Origin of the sequence: Paracoccus thiocyanatus, from assembly GCF_900156255.1 — a bacterium.
Lineage (GTDB): Bacteria > Pseudomonadota > Alphaproteobacteria > Rhodobacterales > Rhodobacteraceae > Paracoccus > Paracoccus thiocyanatus.
This window is the reverse complement of the sequence record NZ_FTMK01000019.1, coordinates 14,582-33,245: the sequence shown is the minus strand read 5'-3', so window position 1 is coordinate 33,245 and position 18,664 is coordinate 14,582. Positions and strand designations below refer to the sequence as shown.

The 18,664-nt window shown below is 68.4% G+C and carries 12 protein-coding genes; 3 read left to right on the top strand and 9 right to left on the bottom strand.

Going from position 1 to position 18,664, the window contains the following annotated elements; all coding sequences use genetic code 11:
• Positions 1-60: 60 nt before the first annotated feature.
• The 6 genes from F3H32_RS13325 to ssb all read right to left on the bottom strand — a co-directional run bounded on the left by F3H32_RS13325 (position 61) and on the right by ssb (position 9,061).
• Positions 61-3,294: an error-prone DNA polymerase gene (locus F3H32_RS13325; protein WP_149766286.1), complete on the bottom strand. Its 3,234-nt coding sequence runs from the start codon at positions 3,292-3,294 to the stop codon at positions 61-63.
• Positions 3,294-4,814 (bottom strand): Y-family DNA polymerase, encoded by a 1,521-nt coding sequence (locus F3H32_RS13320; RefSeq protein WP_149766285.1) that lies wholly within the window; start codon positions 4,812-4,814, stop codon positions 3,294-3,296. The genes F3H32_RS13325 and F3H32_RS13320 overlap by 1 nt, the downstream gene beginning before the upstream one ends.
• Positions 4,720-5,397, bottom strand: coding sequence for a hypothetical protein (locus F3H32_RS13315; RefSeq protein ID WP_149766284.1), 678 nt, complete (start codon positions 5,395-5,397; stop codon positions 4,720-4,722). Before F3H32_RS13315 ends, F3H32_RS13320 begins: the two co-directional genes overlap by 95 nt.
• A gap of 75 nt (positions 5,398-5,472) precedes the next feature.
• Positions 5,473-6,957 (bottom strand): MocR-like pyridoxine biosynthesis transcription factor PdxR, encoded by a 1,485-nt coding sequence (gene pdxR, locus F3H32_RS13310; protein WP_149766283.1) that lies wholly within the window; start codon positions 6,955-6,957, stop codon positions 5,473-5,475.
• A gap of 62 nt (positions 6,958-7,019) precedes the next feature.
• On the bottom strand, positions 7,020-8,396 hold the full coding sequence (gene tpa, locus F3H32_RS13305) for a hypotaurine--pyruvate aminotransferase Tpa (RefSeq protein WP_149766282.1): 1,377 nt from the start codon (positions 8,394-8,396) through the stop codon (positions 7,020-7,022).
• Positions 8,397-8,554: 158 nt separating this feature from the next.
• The gene (gene ssb, locus F3H32_RS13300) at positions 8,555-9,061 is read right to left on the bottom strand and encodes a single-stranded DNA-binding protein (protein ID WP_149766281.1); all 507 of its coding nucleotides are present in this window, start codon (positions 9,059-9,061) and stop codon (positions 8,555-8,557) included.
• A 209-nt stretch (positions 9,062-9,270) separates the two neighbouring features.
• Here ssb and F3H32_RS13295 point away from each other — a divergent pair, with 209 nt between their 5' ends.
• Positions 9,271-9,918, top strand: coding sequence for a lytic transglycosylase domain-containing protein (locus tag F3H32_RS13295; protein ID WP_149766280.1), 648 nt, complete (start codon positions 9,271-9,273; stop codon positions 9,916-9,918).
• 44 nt (positions 9,919-9,962) lie between these two features.
• Here the strand turns inward: F3H32_RS13295 and F3H32_RS13290 are convergent, their stop codons facing one another.
• Entirely contained in the window at positions 9,963-10,535 is a 573-nt protein-coding gene (locus F3H32_RS13290; RefSeq protein ID WP_115756857.1) for a lipid-binding SYLF domain-containing protein, read from the bottom strand.
• Positions 10,536-10,605: 70 nt separating this feature from the next.
• A complete protein-coding gene (gene hemB, locus F3H32_RS13285) occupies positions 10,606-11,604 on the bottom strand; it encodes a porphobilinogen synthase (RefSeq protein WP_149766279.1) in 999 nt (332 codons plus the stop codon).
• 153 nt (positions 11,605-11,757) lie between these two features.
• Between hemB and F3H32_RS13280 the strand changes: the two genes are divergently transcribed.
• Positions 11,758-12,324, top strand: a complete 567-nt coding sequence (locus F3H32_RS13280) for a hypothetical protein (RefSeq protein WP_149766278.1) — start codon at positions 11,758-11,760, stop codon at positions 12,322-12,324.
• A gap of 42 nt (positions 12,325-12,366) precedes the next feature.
• The gene (mfd, locus tag F3H32_RS13275) at positions 12,367-15,831 is read left to right on the top strand and encodes a transcription-repair coupling factor (RefSeq protein ID WP_149766277.1); all 3,465 of its coding nucleotides are present in this window, start codon (positions 12,367-12,369) and stop codon (positions 15,829-15,831) included.
• A gap of 301 nt (positions 15,832-16,132) precedes the next feature.
• Here mfd and clpA read toward each other — a convergent pair whose 3' ends face one another.
• The gene (clpA, locus tag F3H32_RS13270; RefSeq protein WP_115756890.1) at positions 16,133-18,451 is read right to left on the bottom strand and encodes an ATP-dependent Clp protease ATP-binding subunit ClpA; all 2,319 of its coding nucleotides are present in this window, start codon (positions 18,449-18,451) and stop codon (positions 16,133-16,135) included.
• Positions 18,452-18,664: the final 213 nt, after the last annotated feature.

Here is an 18,664-nt window from a genome sequence, read left to right as displayed (position 1 = left end):
CCGGCGGGGATATTTGGACACGAAAGAATGCCCCGCAAGGGACGGGTTTTGCGCGGTCTTTTAGTGGAAATCGCGGGATTTCGGCAGCATCCTGATCTGGCGCGGATGGCTGGGCCGGGGTTGGGGCAGGTCGGCCGGCGCCTCTCGGGCCAAGCGCAGCAAGGCGTCGGAACGGTCGTCCAGCCAATGCGCGACGATATGGGTCACGCCTGCGGCGCGCTGGACCTGGCCCTGTATTTCGAGCAGGCGAGCGGACATGGCGACCTTGCGGAAACGGCTGAAGGTGTCTGGCCACAGCACCAGGTTTGCCACGCCGGTTTCGTCCTCGAGCGTGATGAAGCAGGTGCCCTTGGCGCTGCCGGGGCGTTGGCGGACCAGCACGATGCCGGCCATCCGCAGCGCCGCGCGGTCGGGCAAATGCGCAAGCTCTGCGGCGGCGACATAGCCCTGGGCCGCCAGGCTGCGGCGCAGGAAGCGCAGGGGGTGGGCCTTCAGCGACAGGCGCAGGGTCTGGTAATCGGCCGTGACCTGTTCGCCCAAGGCCATGGCGGGCAGGGCGACGGCGGGCTCGTTCCCTTCGTCGCGGCGCCCGAACAGCGGCAGGTCCGGCGCGTCGCGCAGCGCGCGCGCCTGCCACAGCCCCGCCCGCCGGTCGAGCCCCATCGAGCGCAGACCGTCAGCGGCCGCGATCAGCCGGATGGCGCGGGCGTCGAGCCCGGCGCGCGCCTTGAGATCGGCCAGGTCGGCATAGGGTCCGTCCCGTGCCGTCGTGATCCTGGCGGCCAGCGTCTTGGACAGCCCGTCGATCTGGCGCAGGCCCAGGCGCAGGGCGAAGGTGCCGTCGCAGGGTTCCAGAGTATTGTCCCATGCGCTGATGTTCACATCCACCGGCAGCACGGCGACGCCGTGGTCGCGCGCGTCGCGCACGATCTGGGCGGGCGCATAAAAGCCCATGGGCTGGCTGTTCAAGAGCGCCGCCGCGAAGGCCGCAGGGTGATGGCATTTCAGCCAGGCCGAAACATAGGCCAGATGCGCAAAGGCCGCCGCATGGCTTTCGGGAAAGCCGTAATCGCCGAAGCCCTTGATCTGGTTGAAGCAGCGCTCGGCGAAATCGCGGTCGTAGCCGCGTTGGACCATGCGGCCGACCATGCGTTCCTGTAACCGGCCGATGGTCCCGCGCGCGCGAAAGGTGGCCATGGCCTTGCGCAGGTCGTCCAGTTCGGCCGGGGTGAATTCGGCGGCGACCATGGCGATCTTCATCGCCTGTTCCTGAAAGATCGGCACGCCTTTGGTGCGAAACAGGATGTTCTTCAACTCGTCCGGGTCGCCATTCGCGGGGCCGGGAAGGTCGACCGCTTCCTGCCCGGCGCGGCGGCGCAGATAGGGATGGACCATATTGCCCTGGATCGGGCCGGGACGGACGATGGCGACCTGGATCACCAGGTCGTAGAACCTTTCGGGCTTCAGCCGCGGCAGCATGGCCATCTGCGCCCGGCTTTCGACCTGGAACGTGCCGATGCTGTCGCCCCTTTGCAGCATCGCATAGGTCGGCGGGTCGTCATGGTCGAAATCCGCAAGCGTCAGCGCCTTGCCGTAATGCGCCTTGACCAGCGCAAAGCATTTGCGGATGCAGGTCAGCATTCCCAGCGCCAGCACATCGACCTTGAGGATGCGCAATTCGTCGATATCGTCCTTGTCCCATTCGATGAAACTGCGCTCGGGCATGGCGGCATTGCCGATGGGCACGGTTTCGGGCAGCGGCCCTTGGGTCAGCACGAAGCCTCCGACATGCTGGGACAGGTGGCGGGGCATGCCGATCATCTCTTCTGCCAGGCGGACGGTGCGCTTGAACAGCGGGTCGTCCAGGTCCAGCCCGGCCTGGTCGGGATGGGCGGCGGACATGTCCTTGCCCCAACTGCCCCAGACCGTGTCGGCCAGTGCCGAGGTCACGTCTTCGGACAGGCCCATGACCTTGCCGACCTCGCGGATGGCGCTGCGCGGGCGGTAATGGATCACCGTGGCGCAAAGCCCGGCGCGGTGGCGGCCATAGGTTTCGTAGATATGCTGGATCACCTCTTCGCGCCGCTCATGTTCGAAATCCACGTCGATATCGGGCGGCTCTTTGCGGTTTTCGCTGATGAAGCGTTCGAACAGCAATTCATGCTTGGCGGGGTCGACCGGGGTGATGCCCAGGACATAGCAGACCGCCGAATTGGCCGCCGAGCCGCGGCCCTGGTGCAGGATCGCCGCATCCTGGGCAAAGCGCACGATCTCGTGGATGGTCAGAAAATATTGCGCATAGTCCTTGCGGGCGATCAGTCCAAGCTCTTTGCCGATGGTGGCTTGAACCTGTGGCGGGATGCCGTGGGGATAGCGCTCTTGGGCGCAGCGCCAGGTCAGGTTTTCCAGGTGCTGTTGCGGGGTCAGGCCGGCGGGCACGGTTTCGCGCGGATATTCGTATTGCAATTCGTCCAGCGAAAAGCGGCAGCTGTCGGCGATCTCGCGCGTGGCGCGGATGGCATGGGGCCAGTCGGCGAACAGGCGCGCCATCTCGGCCGGCGATTTCAGGTGGCGCTCGGCATTCTGCGCCAGCAAAAAGCCGGCCTGGGCAATGGTCGTGCCTTCGCGGATGCAGGTCATCACGTCTTGCAGCGGTCGGCGGTCGGGGGCGTGGTAATGCACGTCGTTCACCGCGACGATAGAGAGCCCCAAGGCCCGCGCCGCCCGGTCCAGCCGGTTGATCCGCGCCCGGTCGTCGCTGCGATAAAGCCGGCTTGCCGCCACATGGGACAGCCCCGGCAAGCGCGCGGAAAGGCCGGGCAGGGGCGACAGGTCGTCGCCGGGCAGCCAGATCAGCCGCAACCCCTGCGCATGGGCGGCCAGGTCATCCAGATCCAGGTCGCAACGGCCCTTTTTCTGCCAGTTCCCGTCCAGATCGTGCCGCCGCCCCTTGGTGATCAGCGCGGTAAGTCGGCCATAGGCGGCGCGGTTGGTCGGATAGGCCAGGAAGGCGGTGCCGTCCGCCAGCACGATCCGCGCCCCGATCACCGGGCGCAGGTACAGCTTTTTCGCCGTGGCATGGAACCGCACCACGCCCGCCAGGCTGTTCAGGTCGGCGATCCCCAGCGCGTCATGGCCCATCAGATGCGCCGCCAGCGCCAGTTCGCGCGGATGCGAGGCGCCGTGCAGAAAGCTGAAGGCGCTGGTCACGGCCAGTTCGACATATTCCGCGGGCGGGTTCGCGGCCTCGACCGGGGGCAGCAGGAACTGGGGGCGTTCGTGACGGTCGGGCATCAGGCGAAGATCCCGTGCAGGAACCAGCGCGGCGTGCCGCCGCGGCCGTCATGGACCAGTCCCTCGCGGTAGATCCACAGGCGCAGGCCGCTGTTGTCCTCGATGCGGAAATAGTCGCGCAGGCGGGTGCCGGGACGGTCGCGCCACCATTCCGGGGCGACGCGTTCCGGCCCGGCATGGCGGGCGACGCGCAGGGTCTGGCGGCGCCAGATGAATTGCGCCGGCGGCCCTTCGGGGATGGCGTAAAGGACGCGGATCTCTTCGGGCGGGTTCAGCAGGCGGATCGGCCGGTCGGGGCGCGCGGGCGGGGCCGGGTCGGCGGCCAGCGGCGGGCCGGGAGTTTCGGCGCGTTCGGGAACATGGCTTTCGCGCGGCAGCGGGCGGCTGATCGCCGCCGTGCCGAAGCGCGCCGCCAGCCGGTCCACCAGCCGCGCCAGCGCCAGCCCCTGGGGCGCGGCGCCGTCCAGGCTGGGCTGGGCTTGGGCCAAGGGCTCGACCGCCTCGGCCGCCAAGCGGATCAGGTCGAAACCATAGCCGGGGTCCAGCCGCCCGAGCCGGCCGTCGAACAGGCGCAGCAGATGGGCGGGATCGCGCGTGGGCGCGGCCATGGCGGCGCGGATGTCGCGGCGTTCGCCATCGACGCGAAAGACCGACAGGCACAGCCGCCGGCAGCCGCGATCCGCCGCCGCCATCTGCGCGCAAAGATCGTCCAGCAGTCCGGGCAGCCAGTCGGATGGGTCCATCACCGGCTCGGCCAGCCGGACCTGGGCTGCGTATTCGGGCGCAGGCTCGGGCGCGTCCAGCGGCTCGGCCGCGCGCCCCAGTGCCTGGTCCAGCCGGATCAGCGGATTGTCCCAGGGCTGGGCGCGGGCAAAGCGGCGCATCAGCGACAGGCGCGGAATCGCGGCCAGGTCGCCGATGGTCCTGAGCCCCAGCCGGCGCAAAAGCAGCAGGGTTTCCCCCGACAGCCGCAGCCCGGCGACCGGCAGCGGCGTCAGCGCGGGCAAGGGATCGGTGCAGATCGCGCGTTCGGGGCCAAGGCGAGCCAGCGCCCAGGCCGCGCCGCGCGTCGGCGCCAGGGCCAGCCCGGCCGTCAGCCCGGCGCGGGCAAAGCCGGCCTGGATCTGGGCCAGCATCGCCGCTTCGCCGCCGAACAGATGCGCGGCGCCGCTGGTGTCCAGGACGATGCCGTCATCGCCGTCCGGCGTGCTGTAGGGCCCCCAGCGCCGCGTCCAGAAGGCCAGCCGCGCCAGCCTTGCCGCATCCTGTTCCGGCTCGGCCGGCTCGATGCGCAGGACGGGACAGATGGCCCGGCTGTCCACGACGCGGGCGCCGATGCGGGTGCCGGCCGTTTCGGCGGCGCGGTTCGTGGCATGGATGACGGGCCCGTGCGGGCCGGGCGCGGCCAGCGCCAGGGGAATGTCTTCAGGCCAGGCGTCGCCCCGGTGCGCGGCGCGGCTCTGCCAGCTTTCGATCGCCAGCCGAGGCAGAGAAATCGAGACGATCCGCCGCCCGGTCATGGCGCGCCACCCAGGTCGAGGGCGGGCCGCCGCGCGCCCGGAACAGTTCCGCCAGCCAGCGCGGATCGCCCGGCGCCTGCGGGTCGTCGGGGTCGGGGGCCGAGGGCAGGGGGTCCAGCCGCCAGCGCATTCGCGCCGCGCTGGCTTCGGGCCGGGCGGCATGGCGGATCAGCCAGCAGGGCAGGCCCGCCGCCTCGGCCCGCAAGGCCAGCCGGCGCGTGGCGGTGAAGTTCAGCGCCGGCGAAAAGCCATGGATTTCGCCCACCACTGCCGCCAGCGCCTGGCCTTGCAGCCCGTCTTCCAGCGCCGCCAGCACATCGACGGGACGGGTCAGGTCCAGCCGCAGCAAGTCGCGGCCCATGCCGGGCAGGAAGGGGGCGCCGAACTCGGCCCGGCTCAGCCGGTCCTGTGCCCAAAGCACAAGCCCCGGCGGCAGGGCGGCCAGCACGAAGCCGGGCGCCGCCCCCGCAAGGGGCCGGGTGCCAAAAGCCTCGGACAGGGTGGGCGCGGCCGGTTCGGGGCGCGCGGGGACTGGCGCCCGTCCGAAAGGCGCCACCCCGATAGGGAAAGGGCGAGCGGACATGGTCTCAGCTATGTGTTCCTGATTTGTTCCTATGCCCCGGCCAGCGATTCGTCAATTGCCGGTTCAGTAGCCGGATCAGGGGCAGGCGGGGCCTGCCGCGGCGATTTCCCCCACCGCCTGGGCAATGCAGGCGATGCCTTGGGGAATGCGCTCGGCGGTGATCGAGGAATAGGCCAGGCGGAAGAACCCCCGCCCCTGCGCGGGATCGGCGAAAAACGCCGCGCCGGGTTCGATCAGCACCCCCCGCGGCCTGAGCCGCGCCGCCAGTTCCGCCGAATCGACCCCGTCGGGCGTGGCCAGCCACAAGCTGGACCCCCCGGATGCCTGCGGCGAGGCAAGCGTCAGCCGGTGATGCGCGATGGCGGCCAGCATCACCGCGCGCCGCCGGGCATAGGCATTGCGCATCCGGTTCGCCTGCGCGTCGTAATGGCCAAGCGAAAGGAAATGCGCCAGGGTGCGCTGCATATGGCCGGGGGGATGGCGCAGCATCATGCCGCGCAGCGCCCGCGCCTCGGCGATGAAGCGCGGATCGGCGACAAGATAGCCCAGCCGCACGCCGGGAAAGACCGATTTCGAAAACGAGCCGATATAGATCACCGCCCCCGCCCGGTCGATGGCCTTGAGCGCGGGCGAGGGGGCGCCGGCGAATGACATCTCGAATTCGTAATCGTCCTCGACCACGGCAAAGCCCTGGTCCTGGGCGCGGGCCAGCAATTCCTTGCGCCGGGGCAGCGGCATGGTGGAATTGGTGGGACATTGGTGGCTGGCGGTGGTGAAGACCGCCGCGACCCCTTGCGGGACGGCCTGGGGCGGCAGGCCGTGCCCATCGACCGCGACCGGCAGGATGCGGGCGCGGCTGGCCAGCAGGATCTCGCGCTGGCCGGGATAAGAGGGGTCTTCGATGGCGCAGGACGTGCCGGGACGCAGCAGCACCTGCGCCACCAGCCACAGCGCGTTCTGCGCCCCCATGGTCAGCACGATCTCGTCGCGCCCGGCGCTGATGCCGCGGCGGGGCAGGATGTGGCGGGCGATGTGATCGACCAGTTCCGGGTCGTCGGCGTCGTAAAGATCGCCGGTCAGGCTGTCGAATTCGCGCCGGCCAAGCGCGCGCATGGCGCAGTCGCGCCAGGCGGCGTGATCGACCAGCGCCGGATCGGCCTGGCCATAGACGAAGGGATAGGCGAAGCCGCGCCAGTCGCGTTCGCGATCCGTACGCTGCGCGCGCGCGAATCGGCCCTCTAACTGGCTGTCCCAGTCGAAGCGCGGCGTGTCGGGGGCCGGGGGGCCGGCCTCCAGCCGCCGCTCGATACTGTCCGAGATGTAATGGCCCGAACGGTCGCGGCTGGCCAGGTAATCGGTCGAGACGAGTTCCGCGAAGGCCTGCGCCACCGTCACCCGCGCCACGCCCAGGTGCCGGGCCAGCGCGCGGGTCGAGGGCAGCTTTTCGCCCGGCCGAAAGCGGCCGGCCGTGACCGCGGCGATGATCTGGCGCCGCAACTGGACCTGGAGCGGCAGGCCGGCGGCAGGGTCCAGGAAAAAGGCGTCGGGGGGAATCGGCATGGGGTGATCCGCGGCGGCTGGCGGGGTCCATCACTCCCCCGAATGCCGCCGCGGATCAAGGGTCAGGCAAAGACCCTGGTCAGCGCATTGTCGATGGCATCGGTGATGCGGTCGATATCGTCCGCCGTGGCGATCAGCGCCGGCGACAGGCAGAGCGTGTTGTTGAATCCCGGCACGGATCGGTTGGTCGCGCCGATGATGACGCCCTGCGCCAGGCAGTCGGCGACCACGGCCTGCACCCGCTTTTCGTCCATCGGCTCTTTGCTGGCGCGGTCGGCGACCAGTTCGGCGCCGCAGAACAGGCCCTTGCCGCGCACGTCGCCGATGACGGCGTGCTTGTCCATCAGCGCGCGCAGGTTCGCAAGCGTGCGCTCGCCCATGGCAAGGGTGTTTTCCAGCAGCCCCTCGTCCTCGATGATGCGCATGTTCTCGATCGCCGCCACCGGCCCCGAGGTGCAGCCGCCAAAGGTCGAGATGTCGCGGAAAAAGCTCATGCCATCCTCGGGTGCGTCCTTGAACATCTCGAAGACGCGCTCGGTGGTGACGGTGCAGGAAATCGCCGCATAGCCCGAGGCGACGCCCTTGGCCATGGTCACGAAATCCGGCTGAATCCCGTATTGCTGATAGCCGAACCAGGTGCCGGTGCGGCCAAGCCCGCAGACCACCTCGTCGATATGCAGCAAGATATCGTATTTGCGGCAGATCTCTTGCACGCGCTGCCAATAGCCCTCGGGCGGGGTGATGACGCCGCCGCCGGCCGTCACGGGTTCCAGCACGATGGCGCCCACGGTATCGGGGCCTTCGCGCAGGATCACCTCTTCGATGGCGTCGGCGGCGCGCTCGCCATAGTTTTCCACGTCCCATTGCTTGCGGTATTCCAGGCAATGCGGCACCCGCACGAAACCGTCGGGGAAGGGGCCATAGGCCGCGGCGCGCTGGTCCTGGCCGCTGGTCGCCAGCGTGGCGATGGTGGTGCCGTGATAATCGCGGTCGCGATACAGGATCTTCCACTTGCGCCCATGGTGGCGCGCCGCGATCTGGCGCACCATCTTGTAGACCTTTTCGTTCGCTTCCGAGCCCGAGTTCGAGTAATAGACCCGGCTCATGCCCGGCATCTTCTCGATCAGCTTCTGGGCGAAGATCGCGCCCGGCACGGTGCCGGCGGCGCCGGCGTAATAGTTCAGCTTGACCAGTTGGTCGCGGATCGCGTCAGCGATGCTTTCGCGGCCATAGCCCACGTTCACGGTCCAGACCCCGCCCGAAACCGCGTCCAGGAATTCGCGCCCGGTGGCATCCCAGAGCTTCATCCCCTTGCCCTCGACATAGACGCGCGGGTCGATGGTCTCGTATTGCTTGTGCTGGCTTAGATGATGCCAGACATGGGCGCGGTCGGCCTCGACCACATGCGACATGTCATTCGGGTTCAGATCAAGCGTCATGGCCGGACTCCTGCGGACAAGGGTGTTCCCCCTGACTGCGCCGGATCGCGGTAAAGGGATAGAGCCAGATCGCACGAATAGATGGGGCCAGTTTGGCGCCGGCCGGAAGATGCGGTCCCTGGAACGAAAAATCCCGGCCGCGGGGGCCGGGATCGGGATCAGAACGGGATGTCGTCGTCGAAATCGGGCCGGTTCTGGCTTTGGCTTTGCGACTGTCCGCCGCCCGAGCCATAGCCGCCGCCCGACGAACTGCCGCCGCCATAGCCGCCGCCGCCATAGCTGTCGTCCCGGCCGCCGCCGCCGCCCGCGCCGCCGCGGCCGTCCAGCATGTGCAATTCGCTGCGAAAGGGGCGCAGCGCGACTTCGGTCGTGTAGCGGTCATTGCCGCTTTGATCCTGCCATTTGCGGGTCTCCAACTGGCCTTCGACATAGACCTTGGAGCCTTTTTTCAGATATTGCTCGGCCACGCGGACCAGCGGCTCGGAATAGATCGCGACCGAGTGCCATTCGGTGCGCTCCTTGCGCTCGCCGGTATTGCGGTCCTTCCAGGATTCAGAGGTGGCGATGCGCAGGTTGGCGACCTTGCCGCCGCTGGGAAAGGTGCGGACTTCGGGGTCTTGGCCCAGGTTGCCGACCAGGATCACCTTGTTCACGCTGCCTGCCATGCTGCGTTCCTTTTTGCCAGAATGCGTCTTGCGGGGGTTTAGCGCGTCCTGCACCAAGGGGGCAAGCGGAATGCGGAACGGGCCCGGCCCGGCGGAACTTCGCCTATGGCCGGCGCGCGGGGCGCGGGCCGAAATCCTCTTGCGGCGCGGGTCGGGCTTTGCGCTATAGTGTCGCCAAAAAGATCGACGAGATGCATGAGGGACCAGCGATGCTTTCACGTGATCGGGCGATGCTGCGCCGGCTTGGCCGGGCCGTGACGGCCTTGGCCGTTTCGGCGGCGCTGACCGCGCCGGCGGCGGCCGAGGGGCTGCGGCTTCAGGTCAAAAGCGGCAAGACGCGCCAGGCGCAATTCGAACGCCAGACCCGGCTGATGGACAGCCGCCTGGCCGGGCAATACCAGCAATCGGCCCGGCTGCGCCCTGGCGGCACCTCGACCAAAAGCGTGGTCGACCTGGACCTGGGCGGCGCGATTCCCGCCTATCGTGGCAACCAGCGCAGCCAATACCTGCCCCATGCCCGCGCCATGGCCCGCAAGCACGGCGTCCCCGAGGACCTGTTCCTGCGCCTTGTGCAGCAGGAATCGGGCTGGAACCCCTCGGCGCGTTCGCACAAGGGGGCACGGGGGCTGGCGCAGCTTATGCCGGGCACGGCCGCCAAGCTGGGCGTCGATCCCAACGACCCGATCCAGAACCTGGAAGGCGGCGCGCGCTATCTGCGCATGATGTACAACACCTTCGGCAATTGGCGGCTGGCGCTGGCCGCCTATAACGCCGGGCCGGCGGCGGTCGCGAAATATCAGGGCGTCCCCCCCTATCGCGAGACGCGCAACTATGTGCGAATCGTCCACGGCAGCTAGGCCCGGCGGCGGGGCCGGGGATGCCCCGGCGTCCGCGCCCGCAGCTAGAAGGTCGAAGGGATGATGCGCGAGTATTTCGTCCCGGCGATCGAGGCGCCGGCCATCAACCCCGACTGGCCAAAGACCATGGCCACCACCGGCTGCTGGGCGGTGATGGTGTCGGTGCCCATCGAGACGCCGCCCGCGGGCAGCGCGTAATAGGCCCCGGCCTCGGCCACCCAGCCGGGCGCGCGGCGGAAATCGGCCAGCGCCGCATCGGTCTGGAAGATCAGCACATGCGCATATTGCTGCGCGCCGATCTGGAACCCGACGCTGGCCTGGGCCGCCGAATAGTAATCCACCGTCACGTCGTTGATGCGCAGCGCGCCCTGGCCATAGGCGCCGCCGACGCCGAAGCCGGCTTCGGTCATCAGCGGCATGTAGAGCACGCCCTTGGCCCCCTGCACCATGGGCGCGACATCGGGATAGCTGCGCAGCAGGTAGTCCCGCGTCGCATCGACCCGCGCGTCCAGCCGCGACGGCGCGTCCTGGCCCACCGCGTTCGAACAACCCGCAAGCCCCAGCGCCGCGCCGCCCAGCAGCACCAGCCGCCGGCTCATCCCCTTGGAATCCATCATCTTCGCCCTCGTTCCATCATCGGCGGTTGCCCCGCCTGTCTGGGCCGCGATGATAAAGGACCCGGCCGGCTCATGCCAGTCTTTCGGCGACCTGGGGCGCGTAATAGGTCAGGATGCCGTCGCATCCGGCGCGGCGGAATGCCAGCAGGCTTTCCACCACCACCTCGGGCGACAGCCAGCCGTTGCGGATCGCGCCCTCGATCATCGCATATTCGCCGCTGACCTGATAGGCAAAGGTCGGGGCGGCGAACTGGTCGCGGACCATGCGGCAGATGTCCAGATAGGGCATTCCCGGCTTGACCATCACCATGTCGGCGCCCTCGGCCAGGTCGCGGGCGACGCAGCGCATCGCCTCTTCGCGGTTGGCCGGGTTCACCTGATAGGTCTTCTTGTCGCCCACCAGCCGACCCGAAGCGCCGACCGCGTCGCGGAACGGCCCATAGAAGCCGCTGGCGAATTTCGCCGCATAGGACAGGATCGCCACGTCCTTGTGGCCGTTATCCTCAAGCAACCCGCGCAAAGCGCCGATGCGCCCGTCCATCATGTCCGAGGGGCCCAGGATGTCCGCCCCCGCCTGGGCCTGGACCAGCGCCATGCGGCCAAGCGCCTCGACCGTTTCGTCGTTCAGGATCACACCGTCGCGCACCAGCCCGTCATGGCCGTTGGCGTTATAGGGGTCCAGCGCGATGTCGGTCATCACCGCCAGTTCCGGCGCGACCTGCTTGATGGCGCGGATGGCGCGGTTGCCGATATTGTCGGGGTCCCAGGCGCGCTCGCAGTTTTCGGTTTTCAGGTCCGGGTCGGAATGCGGGAAGATGCAGATCGCCGGGATGCCCAGCCGCATCGCGGTTTCCGCCGCGCGCTTGGCGCCCTCCAGCGTCAGCCGCTCGACGCCGGGCATCGAAGGGATCTCGCCCTCGCCGCCGGCGATCTCGGTCACGAAGATCGGCCAGATCAGGTTGGCGGGGGTCAGGGTGGTTTCCGTCACCATGGCGCGCAGCGCCGGCGTGCGGCGCAGCCGGCGCAGGCGGCTGGCGGGGAAGGGGGCGGTGATCGGGGTCGGGGACATGGGCGGGGCCTGTGGCTTGCAAAGGGTCTGGCCCGAACCTGCACCCAAGCCCCCGCCCGCGCAACCCCCGACGCCCATCCCTGAAAATCAAGGTTTTCCTTTGCACCCGGCGCGGTTAGTTTGCGACCCGCGCCATTGCCGCAAGGAGAAGACGTGCCCGCAACCGAGCCAATCCTTGCCCTGCTGGACAGCCGGTCATTCGGCTCGATCTGGTTTTGGGTGATCGTGACGGCGGCCTGGACCATGGCCGGGCGGCGCATCCTGGGCGTGCCCGCCGACGTGATCGCCGGCGCGGTCTTCGTCGAGCCGGAGCCCGACGGCGATCCGGCGGCGCTGATGCTGCTTGACTGGCTGTCGCTGACCCTGCCGCGCTGGCGCATGGAGCGGCGCGAAGGCGCGCTTCTGCTGGGGCTGGGCTCGTTCCTGCTGACGGTGCTGGCGGTGCTGGGCTTTGCCTACCGGCTGGAAATGGCGCAGGCGCTGGTGCTGCTGGTGGCGCCCTTCGTGCTGCTTTTCGCACTGGACTTGCGGCTGGCCGGGCGGCTGCGCCCGCTGCTGGCCCAGGCCGGGCGCGACATGCCCGCCAACCTGGCCGCGGCCCAGGCGGCGCGGCTGATGCGCCGTCATCGGCTGGCGGGGATGGCCCTGTCGATCCTGGCCGTGGCGCTGACGGCCGCCTATGGGGCGGTCTGGATGATCCTGCATCCCTTTGGCTATTGAGCGGGCCTTGACTTCGCCGGTGCCGGCTTTACCTCGGGGCGCATGGCAGCGCATCCCGAACACCTGATCCTTTCCGGCGCCCCCGAAGGCATGGACGCCGCGCTGGTCGCGCGCGAACTGTCCCGCGGCCAGCCCGTCATCCACATCGCCCGCGACGACCGGCGCATGGCCGCGATGCGGGCGGCGCTGGGGTTCTTTGCCCCCGCTGCCGTGGTGCTGGAGTTTCCGGCCTGGGACACCACGCCCTATGACCGCGTCTCGCCCGCGCCAGGCGTGATGGCCGCGCGCATGGCAATGCTGGCGGCGCTGGCGCATGGTGCGCTGAAGGGACCCTTCGTGGTGCTGACCACGCTTTCGGCCGCCATGCAGCGCCTGCCGGCGCGCGACGTGCTGCGCGACGCGGGGTTTTCCGCCGCCGTGGGCGATCGCATGGACGAGGGCGCCTTGCGCGCATTCCTGGCCAGGATGGGCTTTTCGCAGGCCCCTACCGTGACCGAGCCCGGCGATTTCGCCGTCCGGGGCGGCATCATCGACATCTTCCCGCCCGGCGAATCCGGGCCGATCCGGCTGGACATGTTTGGCGACGTTCTGGATGGCGCGCGCAGATTCGATGCAGAAACACAGCGTTCCGTCGAAAAGCTCGACCGGATCGAGCTTGCGCCCATGTCCGAGGTGATCCTGGACGAAGCCGCCATCACCCGCTTTCGCCAGAACTATCGCGCCGAATATGGTGCCGCCGCCAATGATCCGCTTTACGAAGGCATCAGCGCCGGCCGCAAGATGGCGGGGATGGAACATTGGCTGCCCTGGTTCCACGACCGGCTGGAAAGCCTGTTCGACTATCTGCCCGGCGCCTCGGTCGTCGCGGATGACCACCTGGACCAGGTCCGCGACGCGCGCTGGCACACCATTGCCGAGCAGTTCGCGGCCCGGCGCGAGGCGCTGGCCCGCAAGGGGGGCACCGACACGGTCTATCGCCCGGTTCCCCCCGCAGCGATGTTCCCGGATGAGGCGGAATGGGCGCGCTGGCTGGCGGCGCATCGGCTGCTGCGCCTGTCGGTGCTGCCGCAGCCGCCCGGTCCGGGGGTGCTGGATGCCGGGGGCCGCGTCGGGCGCAATTTCGCCCCCGAGCGGCAGGCCGAAAAGGGAAATCTTTTCAAATCACTCTCTGATCATATTCGAAATCTTCAAGCTTCGCGCCGCGTGGTGATCGCCAGCTTCTCGGACGGGGCGCGCGAACGGCTGGCCGGGCTGATCGCGGACGAAGGGATCAAGGGCGCCAAGCCCATCGCCGATCTGCGCGAGCTGCCCGACCAGCCCGGCGCGCTGGGTCTGGCGGTCTGGCCGCTGGAGGAAGGCTTCACCTCGGACGGGTCGGCCACCGGGGCGCTGGCGGTGATCTCGGAACAGGACGTGCTGGGCGACCGGCTGATCCGGGGCGCCAAGCGCCGCCGCAAGGCCGAGAATTTCCTGCGCGACACCACGACGCTAAGCCCCGGCGACCTTGTGGTGCATGTCGAACACGGCATCGGCCGCTATACGGGCTTGGAAACCGTCAAGGCGCTTGGCGTGCCGCATGATTGCGTGGCGCTGGAATATGCCGGCGGCGACCGGCTTTTCCTGCCGGTGGAAAACATCGAACTGCTCAGTCGCTACGGGCACGAGCAGGGGTTGCTGGACAAGCTGGGCGGCGGCGCCTGGCAGGCGCGGAAAGCGCGCCTCAAGGAACGCATCAAGCTGATCGCCGACCGGCTGATGCGCGTCGCGGCCGAACGGCTGCTGCGCCCCGCCCCGGTGCTGGAGCCCGAGCATCACGAGACCGAAAGCTTTGCCGCCCGTTTCCCCTATGCCGAGACCGAGGACCAGGCCGCCGCCATCGCCGACGTGGCCGAGGATCTGGCCGCCGGCCGGCCCATGGACCGGCTGGTCGTGGGCGACGTGGGCTTCGGCAAGACCGAGGTCGCCATGCGCGCGGCCTTCATCGCCGCGAGCCAAGGCCGGCAGGTCGCGGTGGTGGCGCCGACCACGCTGCTGGCGCGCCAGCATTTCCGCACCTTTGCCGAGCGGTTCCGCGGCACCGCGATCAACGTGCGGCCGCTGTCGCGCTTCGTCTCGGCCAGGGACGCGACCGAGACCCGCAAGGGCCTGGCCGAGGGGACGGTGGACATCGTCGTCGGCACCCATGCGGTGCTGGCCAAGCAGGTCCGCTTCAAGAACCTGGGCCTGCTGATCGTGGACGAGGAACAGCATTTCGGCGTCGCCCACAAGGAGCGGCTGAAGGAGTTGCGCAGCGATATCCACGTGCTGACCCTGACCGCGACGCCGATCCCGCGCACCTTGCAACTGTCGCTGACGGGCGTGCGGGACCTGTCGATCATCGGCACCCCGCCGGTGGACCGGCTGGCGATCCGCACCTATGTGTCCGAGTTCGACAGCGTCACCATCCGCGAGGCGCTGCTGCGCGAGAAATATCGCGGCGGGCAGAGCTTCTTCGTCGTCCCCCGCCTGTCGGACCTGCCCGAGGTCGAGGAATGGCTGCGCGAGCATGTGCCCGAAGTCAGCACCATCGTCGCCCATGGCCAATTGGCGGCGGGCGACCTGGACCAGCGAATGAACGCCTTTTACGACCGCGGCGCCGATGTCCTGCTGGCGACCAGCATCGTCGAATCGGGGCTGGATATCCCGACCGCCAATACCATGGTGGTTTGGCGCGCCGACATGTTCGGCCTGGCGCAGCTTTACCAGATCCGCGGCCGGGTCGGGCGGTCCAAGATCCGCGCCTATTGCTATCTGACCACCAAGCCGCGGGTGCCCTTGACCCCGCAGGCGCTGCGGCGGCTGAAGTTCCTGGGCACGCTGGACAGCCTCGGCGCCGGCTTCAACCTGGCCTCGCAGGACCTGGACCTGCGGGGTGCGGGCAACCTGCTGGGCGAGGAGCAGTCGGGCCATATCAAGGAGGTTGGCTTCGAGCTTTACCAGCAGATGCTGGAGGAGACGATCGCCAAGCTGAAATCCGGCGAGATCGAGGGCACGCCCGAGGACGAATGGGCGCCGCAGCTGAACCTGGGCGTGCCGGTGACGATCCCGGAAAGCTATGTGCCGGACCTGGACGTGCGGCTGGGGCTTTACCGCCGCCTGGCCGAGTTGACCAGCAAGGTCGATCTTGAAGGCTTTGCCGCCGAGCTGATCGACCGGTTCGGGCCCCTGCCGCGCGAGGTGAACACGCTTTTGCTGGTCATCCGCATCAAGGCCATGGCCAAGCGCGCCAATATCGCCAAGCTGGACGCCGGACCCAAGGGTGCAACCATCCAGTTCCACGGCGACAAGTTCCCGAACCCGGCCGGGCTGGTCGAGTTCATCCACGAGCAGCGCGGCCAGGCCAAGGTGACGGATAACCGTATCGTCATCCTGCGCGACTGGCCGGGCGAGGCCGATCGCATCAAGGGCAGCTTCGCCATCGCCAAGGACCTGGCGGCGAAGATCAAGGCGGGCAAGGCCAAAGGCTAGGGCCGGGCCAGGCCGGCGGGGCCGGGCCGGGGGCGCTGCCCCCGGACCCCCGGGATATTTGGACACGAAAGAAATGCCGGGCGAAGGCCGTGGACGGGCTGGCCGGCACGGGGCGCGTGCCCCGTGGCAGGCGGTTGCCATCGCCGTCCTGCGCGTGCTGGCATGGAGGGACCGGGTGCCGCCCGCGGGGGAGGAGCCTTGGTCGGGTGCAGGGTGTGTCGCCGGGGCGGGTGCTAGTCGGGGCGGACCGCCGCAGCGGAAAAAAGGCGGCGCGAGGGGCGCCGCCTTTGCGAGCAAAGGATCAGTCGGCCGTCAGCAGCGGCGGCTTGGAATTGCTGATCCTGGGCGTCTCGGGGCCGGTGATGTCGAAGACGGGCTTGTCGTCTTCGATCCGCACCCGGACGACGCCGCCCTTGGTCAGCCGGCCGAACAACAGTTCTTCGGCCAGGGGCTTCTTGATGGATTCCTGGATCACCCGGCCCAGGGGGCGCGCGCCCATCTTGTCGTCATAGCCGCGTTCGGCCAGCCAGTCGGCCGCCTCGGCGGTCAGTTCGATATGGACGCCGCGGTCGATCAGCTGCGCTTCGAGTTGCAGCACGAATTTCTCGACCACCTGGACGATCACCTCGCGCGAGAGCGGCGCGAAGCTGATGACCGCATCCAGCCGGTTGCGGAATTCCGGCGTGAAGGTGCGCTCGATGGCGGCGGTATCCTCGCCCTCGCGGCGTTCGCGGCCGAAGCCGAAGGCGGCCTTGGCCTGGTCCGCCGCGCCGGCGTTCGAGGTCATGATCAGGATCACGTTGCGGAAATCCACCTGCCGGCCGTTATGGTCGGTCAGCTTGCCGTGGTCCATGACCTGAAGCAGGATGTTGTAGACATCCGGGTGTGCCTTTTCGATCTCGTCCAGCAGCAGCACGCAATGCGGATGCTGGTCCACCCCGTCGGTCAGAAGCCCGCCCTGGTCGAAGCCGACATAGCCCGGCGGCGCGCCGATCAGCCGGCTGACCGCGTGCTTTTCCATGTATTCCGACATGTCGAAGCGCAGCAGTTCCACCCCCAGGCTGGCGGCCAGTTGCTTGGCGACCTCGGTCTTGCCGACGCCGGTGGGGCCGGCGAACAGGTAGTTGCCGATCGGCTTTTCCGGTTCGCGCAAGCCCGCCCGCGCCAGCTTGATCGACGAGGCCAGCGCGCTGATCGCCGCATCCTGGCCGAAGACCAGCCGCTTCAGCGTCGCCTCCAGGTCTTTCAGCACCGCGGCATCGTCCTTGGAGACGCTTTTGGGCGGAATGCGGGCGATCTTGGCCACCACCGCCTCGATCTCCTTGGGGCCGATGGTCTTGCGGCGCTTGCTTTCCGCGACCAGGTGCTGGGCCGCGCCGGCTTCGTCGATCACGTCGATGGCCTTGTCGGGCAGCTTGCGGTCGTGGATGTAGCGCGCCGAAAGTTCCACCGCCATCTTGATCGCGTCGTTGGTATAGCGCAGGTCGTGGTGCTTTTCGAAGCTGGGCTTCAGCCCCATCAGGATCTTGACGGTATCGGGAACGTTGGGCTCGTTCACGTCGATCTTCTGGAAGCGGCGCGACAGCGCGCGGTCCTTTTCGAAATGCTGGCGGAACTCCTTGTAGGTGGTCGAGCCCATGCAGCGCAGCTTGCCGCCGGCCAGCGCCGGTTTCAGCAGGTTCGACGCGTCCATGGCACCGCCCGAGGTGGCGCCGGCGCCGATCACCGTATGGATTTCGTCGATGAAGAGGATGGCGTCGGGATGGTCTTCAAGTTCCTTGACGACCGCCTTCAGCCGTTCCTCGAAATCGCCGCGATAGCGCGTGCCGGCCAGCAGCGCGCCCATGTCGAGCGAGAAGATGGTCGAGCCGGCCAGCACGTCCGGGGTTTCGCCGCGGGTGATCTTCAGCGCCAGCCCCTCGGCGATGGCGGTCTTGCCGACGCCGGGGTCGCCGACCAGCAGCGGGTTGTTCTTGCGCCGCCGGCACAGCACCTGGATGCAGCGCTCGACCTCGTCGGCGCGGCCGATCAGCGGGTCCACGTCGCCCTTGGCGGCTTTCTTGTTCAGGTCCACGCAATATTTCGCCAGGGCGGATTCGTCCTTGGGCTGGGCGGTTTCGGCCTGAGCCTGTTCGGGCTGGTCCGAGCCCTGGACTGGCCGGTTTTCCGAGAACGACGGATTCTTGGCCACGCCATGGGCGATGAAATTCACCGCGTCATAGCGGGTCATGTCCAGTTCTTGCAGGAAGAAGGCGGCGTTCGATTCCCGCTCGGCGAAGATGGCGACCAGGACATTCGCCCCCGTCACCTCGGTCCGGCCCGAGCTTTGCACATGGATGGCAGCGCGCTGGATCACGCGCTGGAAGGCGGCGGTGGGGACGGCCTCGGAACCCTCGACATCGGTGATGAGGGTGGAAAGGTCGTCTTCGATGAACTCGACCAGCATCCGGCGCAATTCGTCCAGATCGACATTGCAGGCCCGCATCACCTTCACGGCTTCGGGCTCTTCCGTCAGCGCGAGCAGCAGATGCTCGAGCGTGGCAAGCTCATGGCGGTGTTCGTTGGCCAGCGCAAGCGCAGCATGGATGGCCTGTTCCAACGAGGTCGAAAAGGACGGCACTTCAAGCTCCTGTCAGTCGGCTGGCGGTATGGGCCGCCAGATTTAGCGGTCCACCTGACCAGACTGTCACGATACAGTTAAGATTTGGTGGATTGGCGCGCAATTCAAGCGGTATTTGCGTCCAGCCCCGCGGAATCCCCGCGATTGAGGCAGATGTGATGTTCCCCAGGGCGGATTTCAAGCGCCCCTGGGCACGCGCCGCCGGGTTGGCCG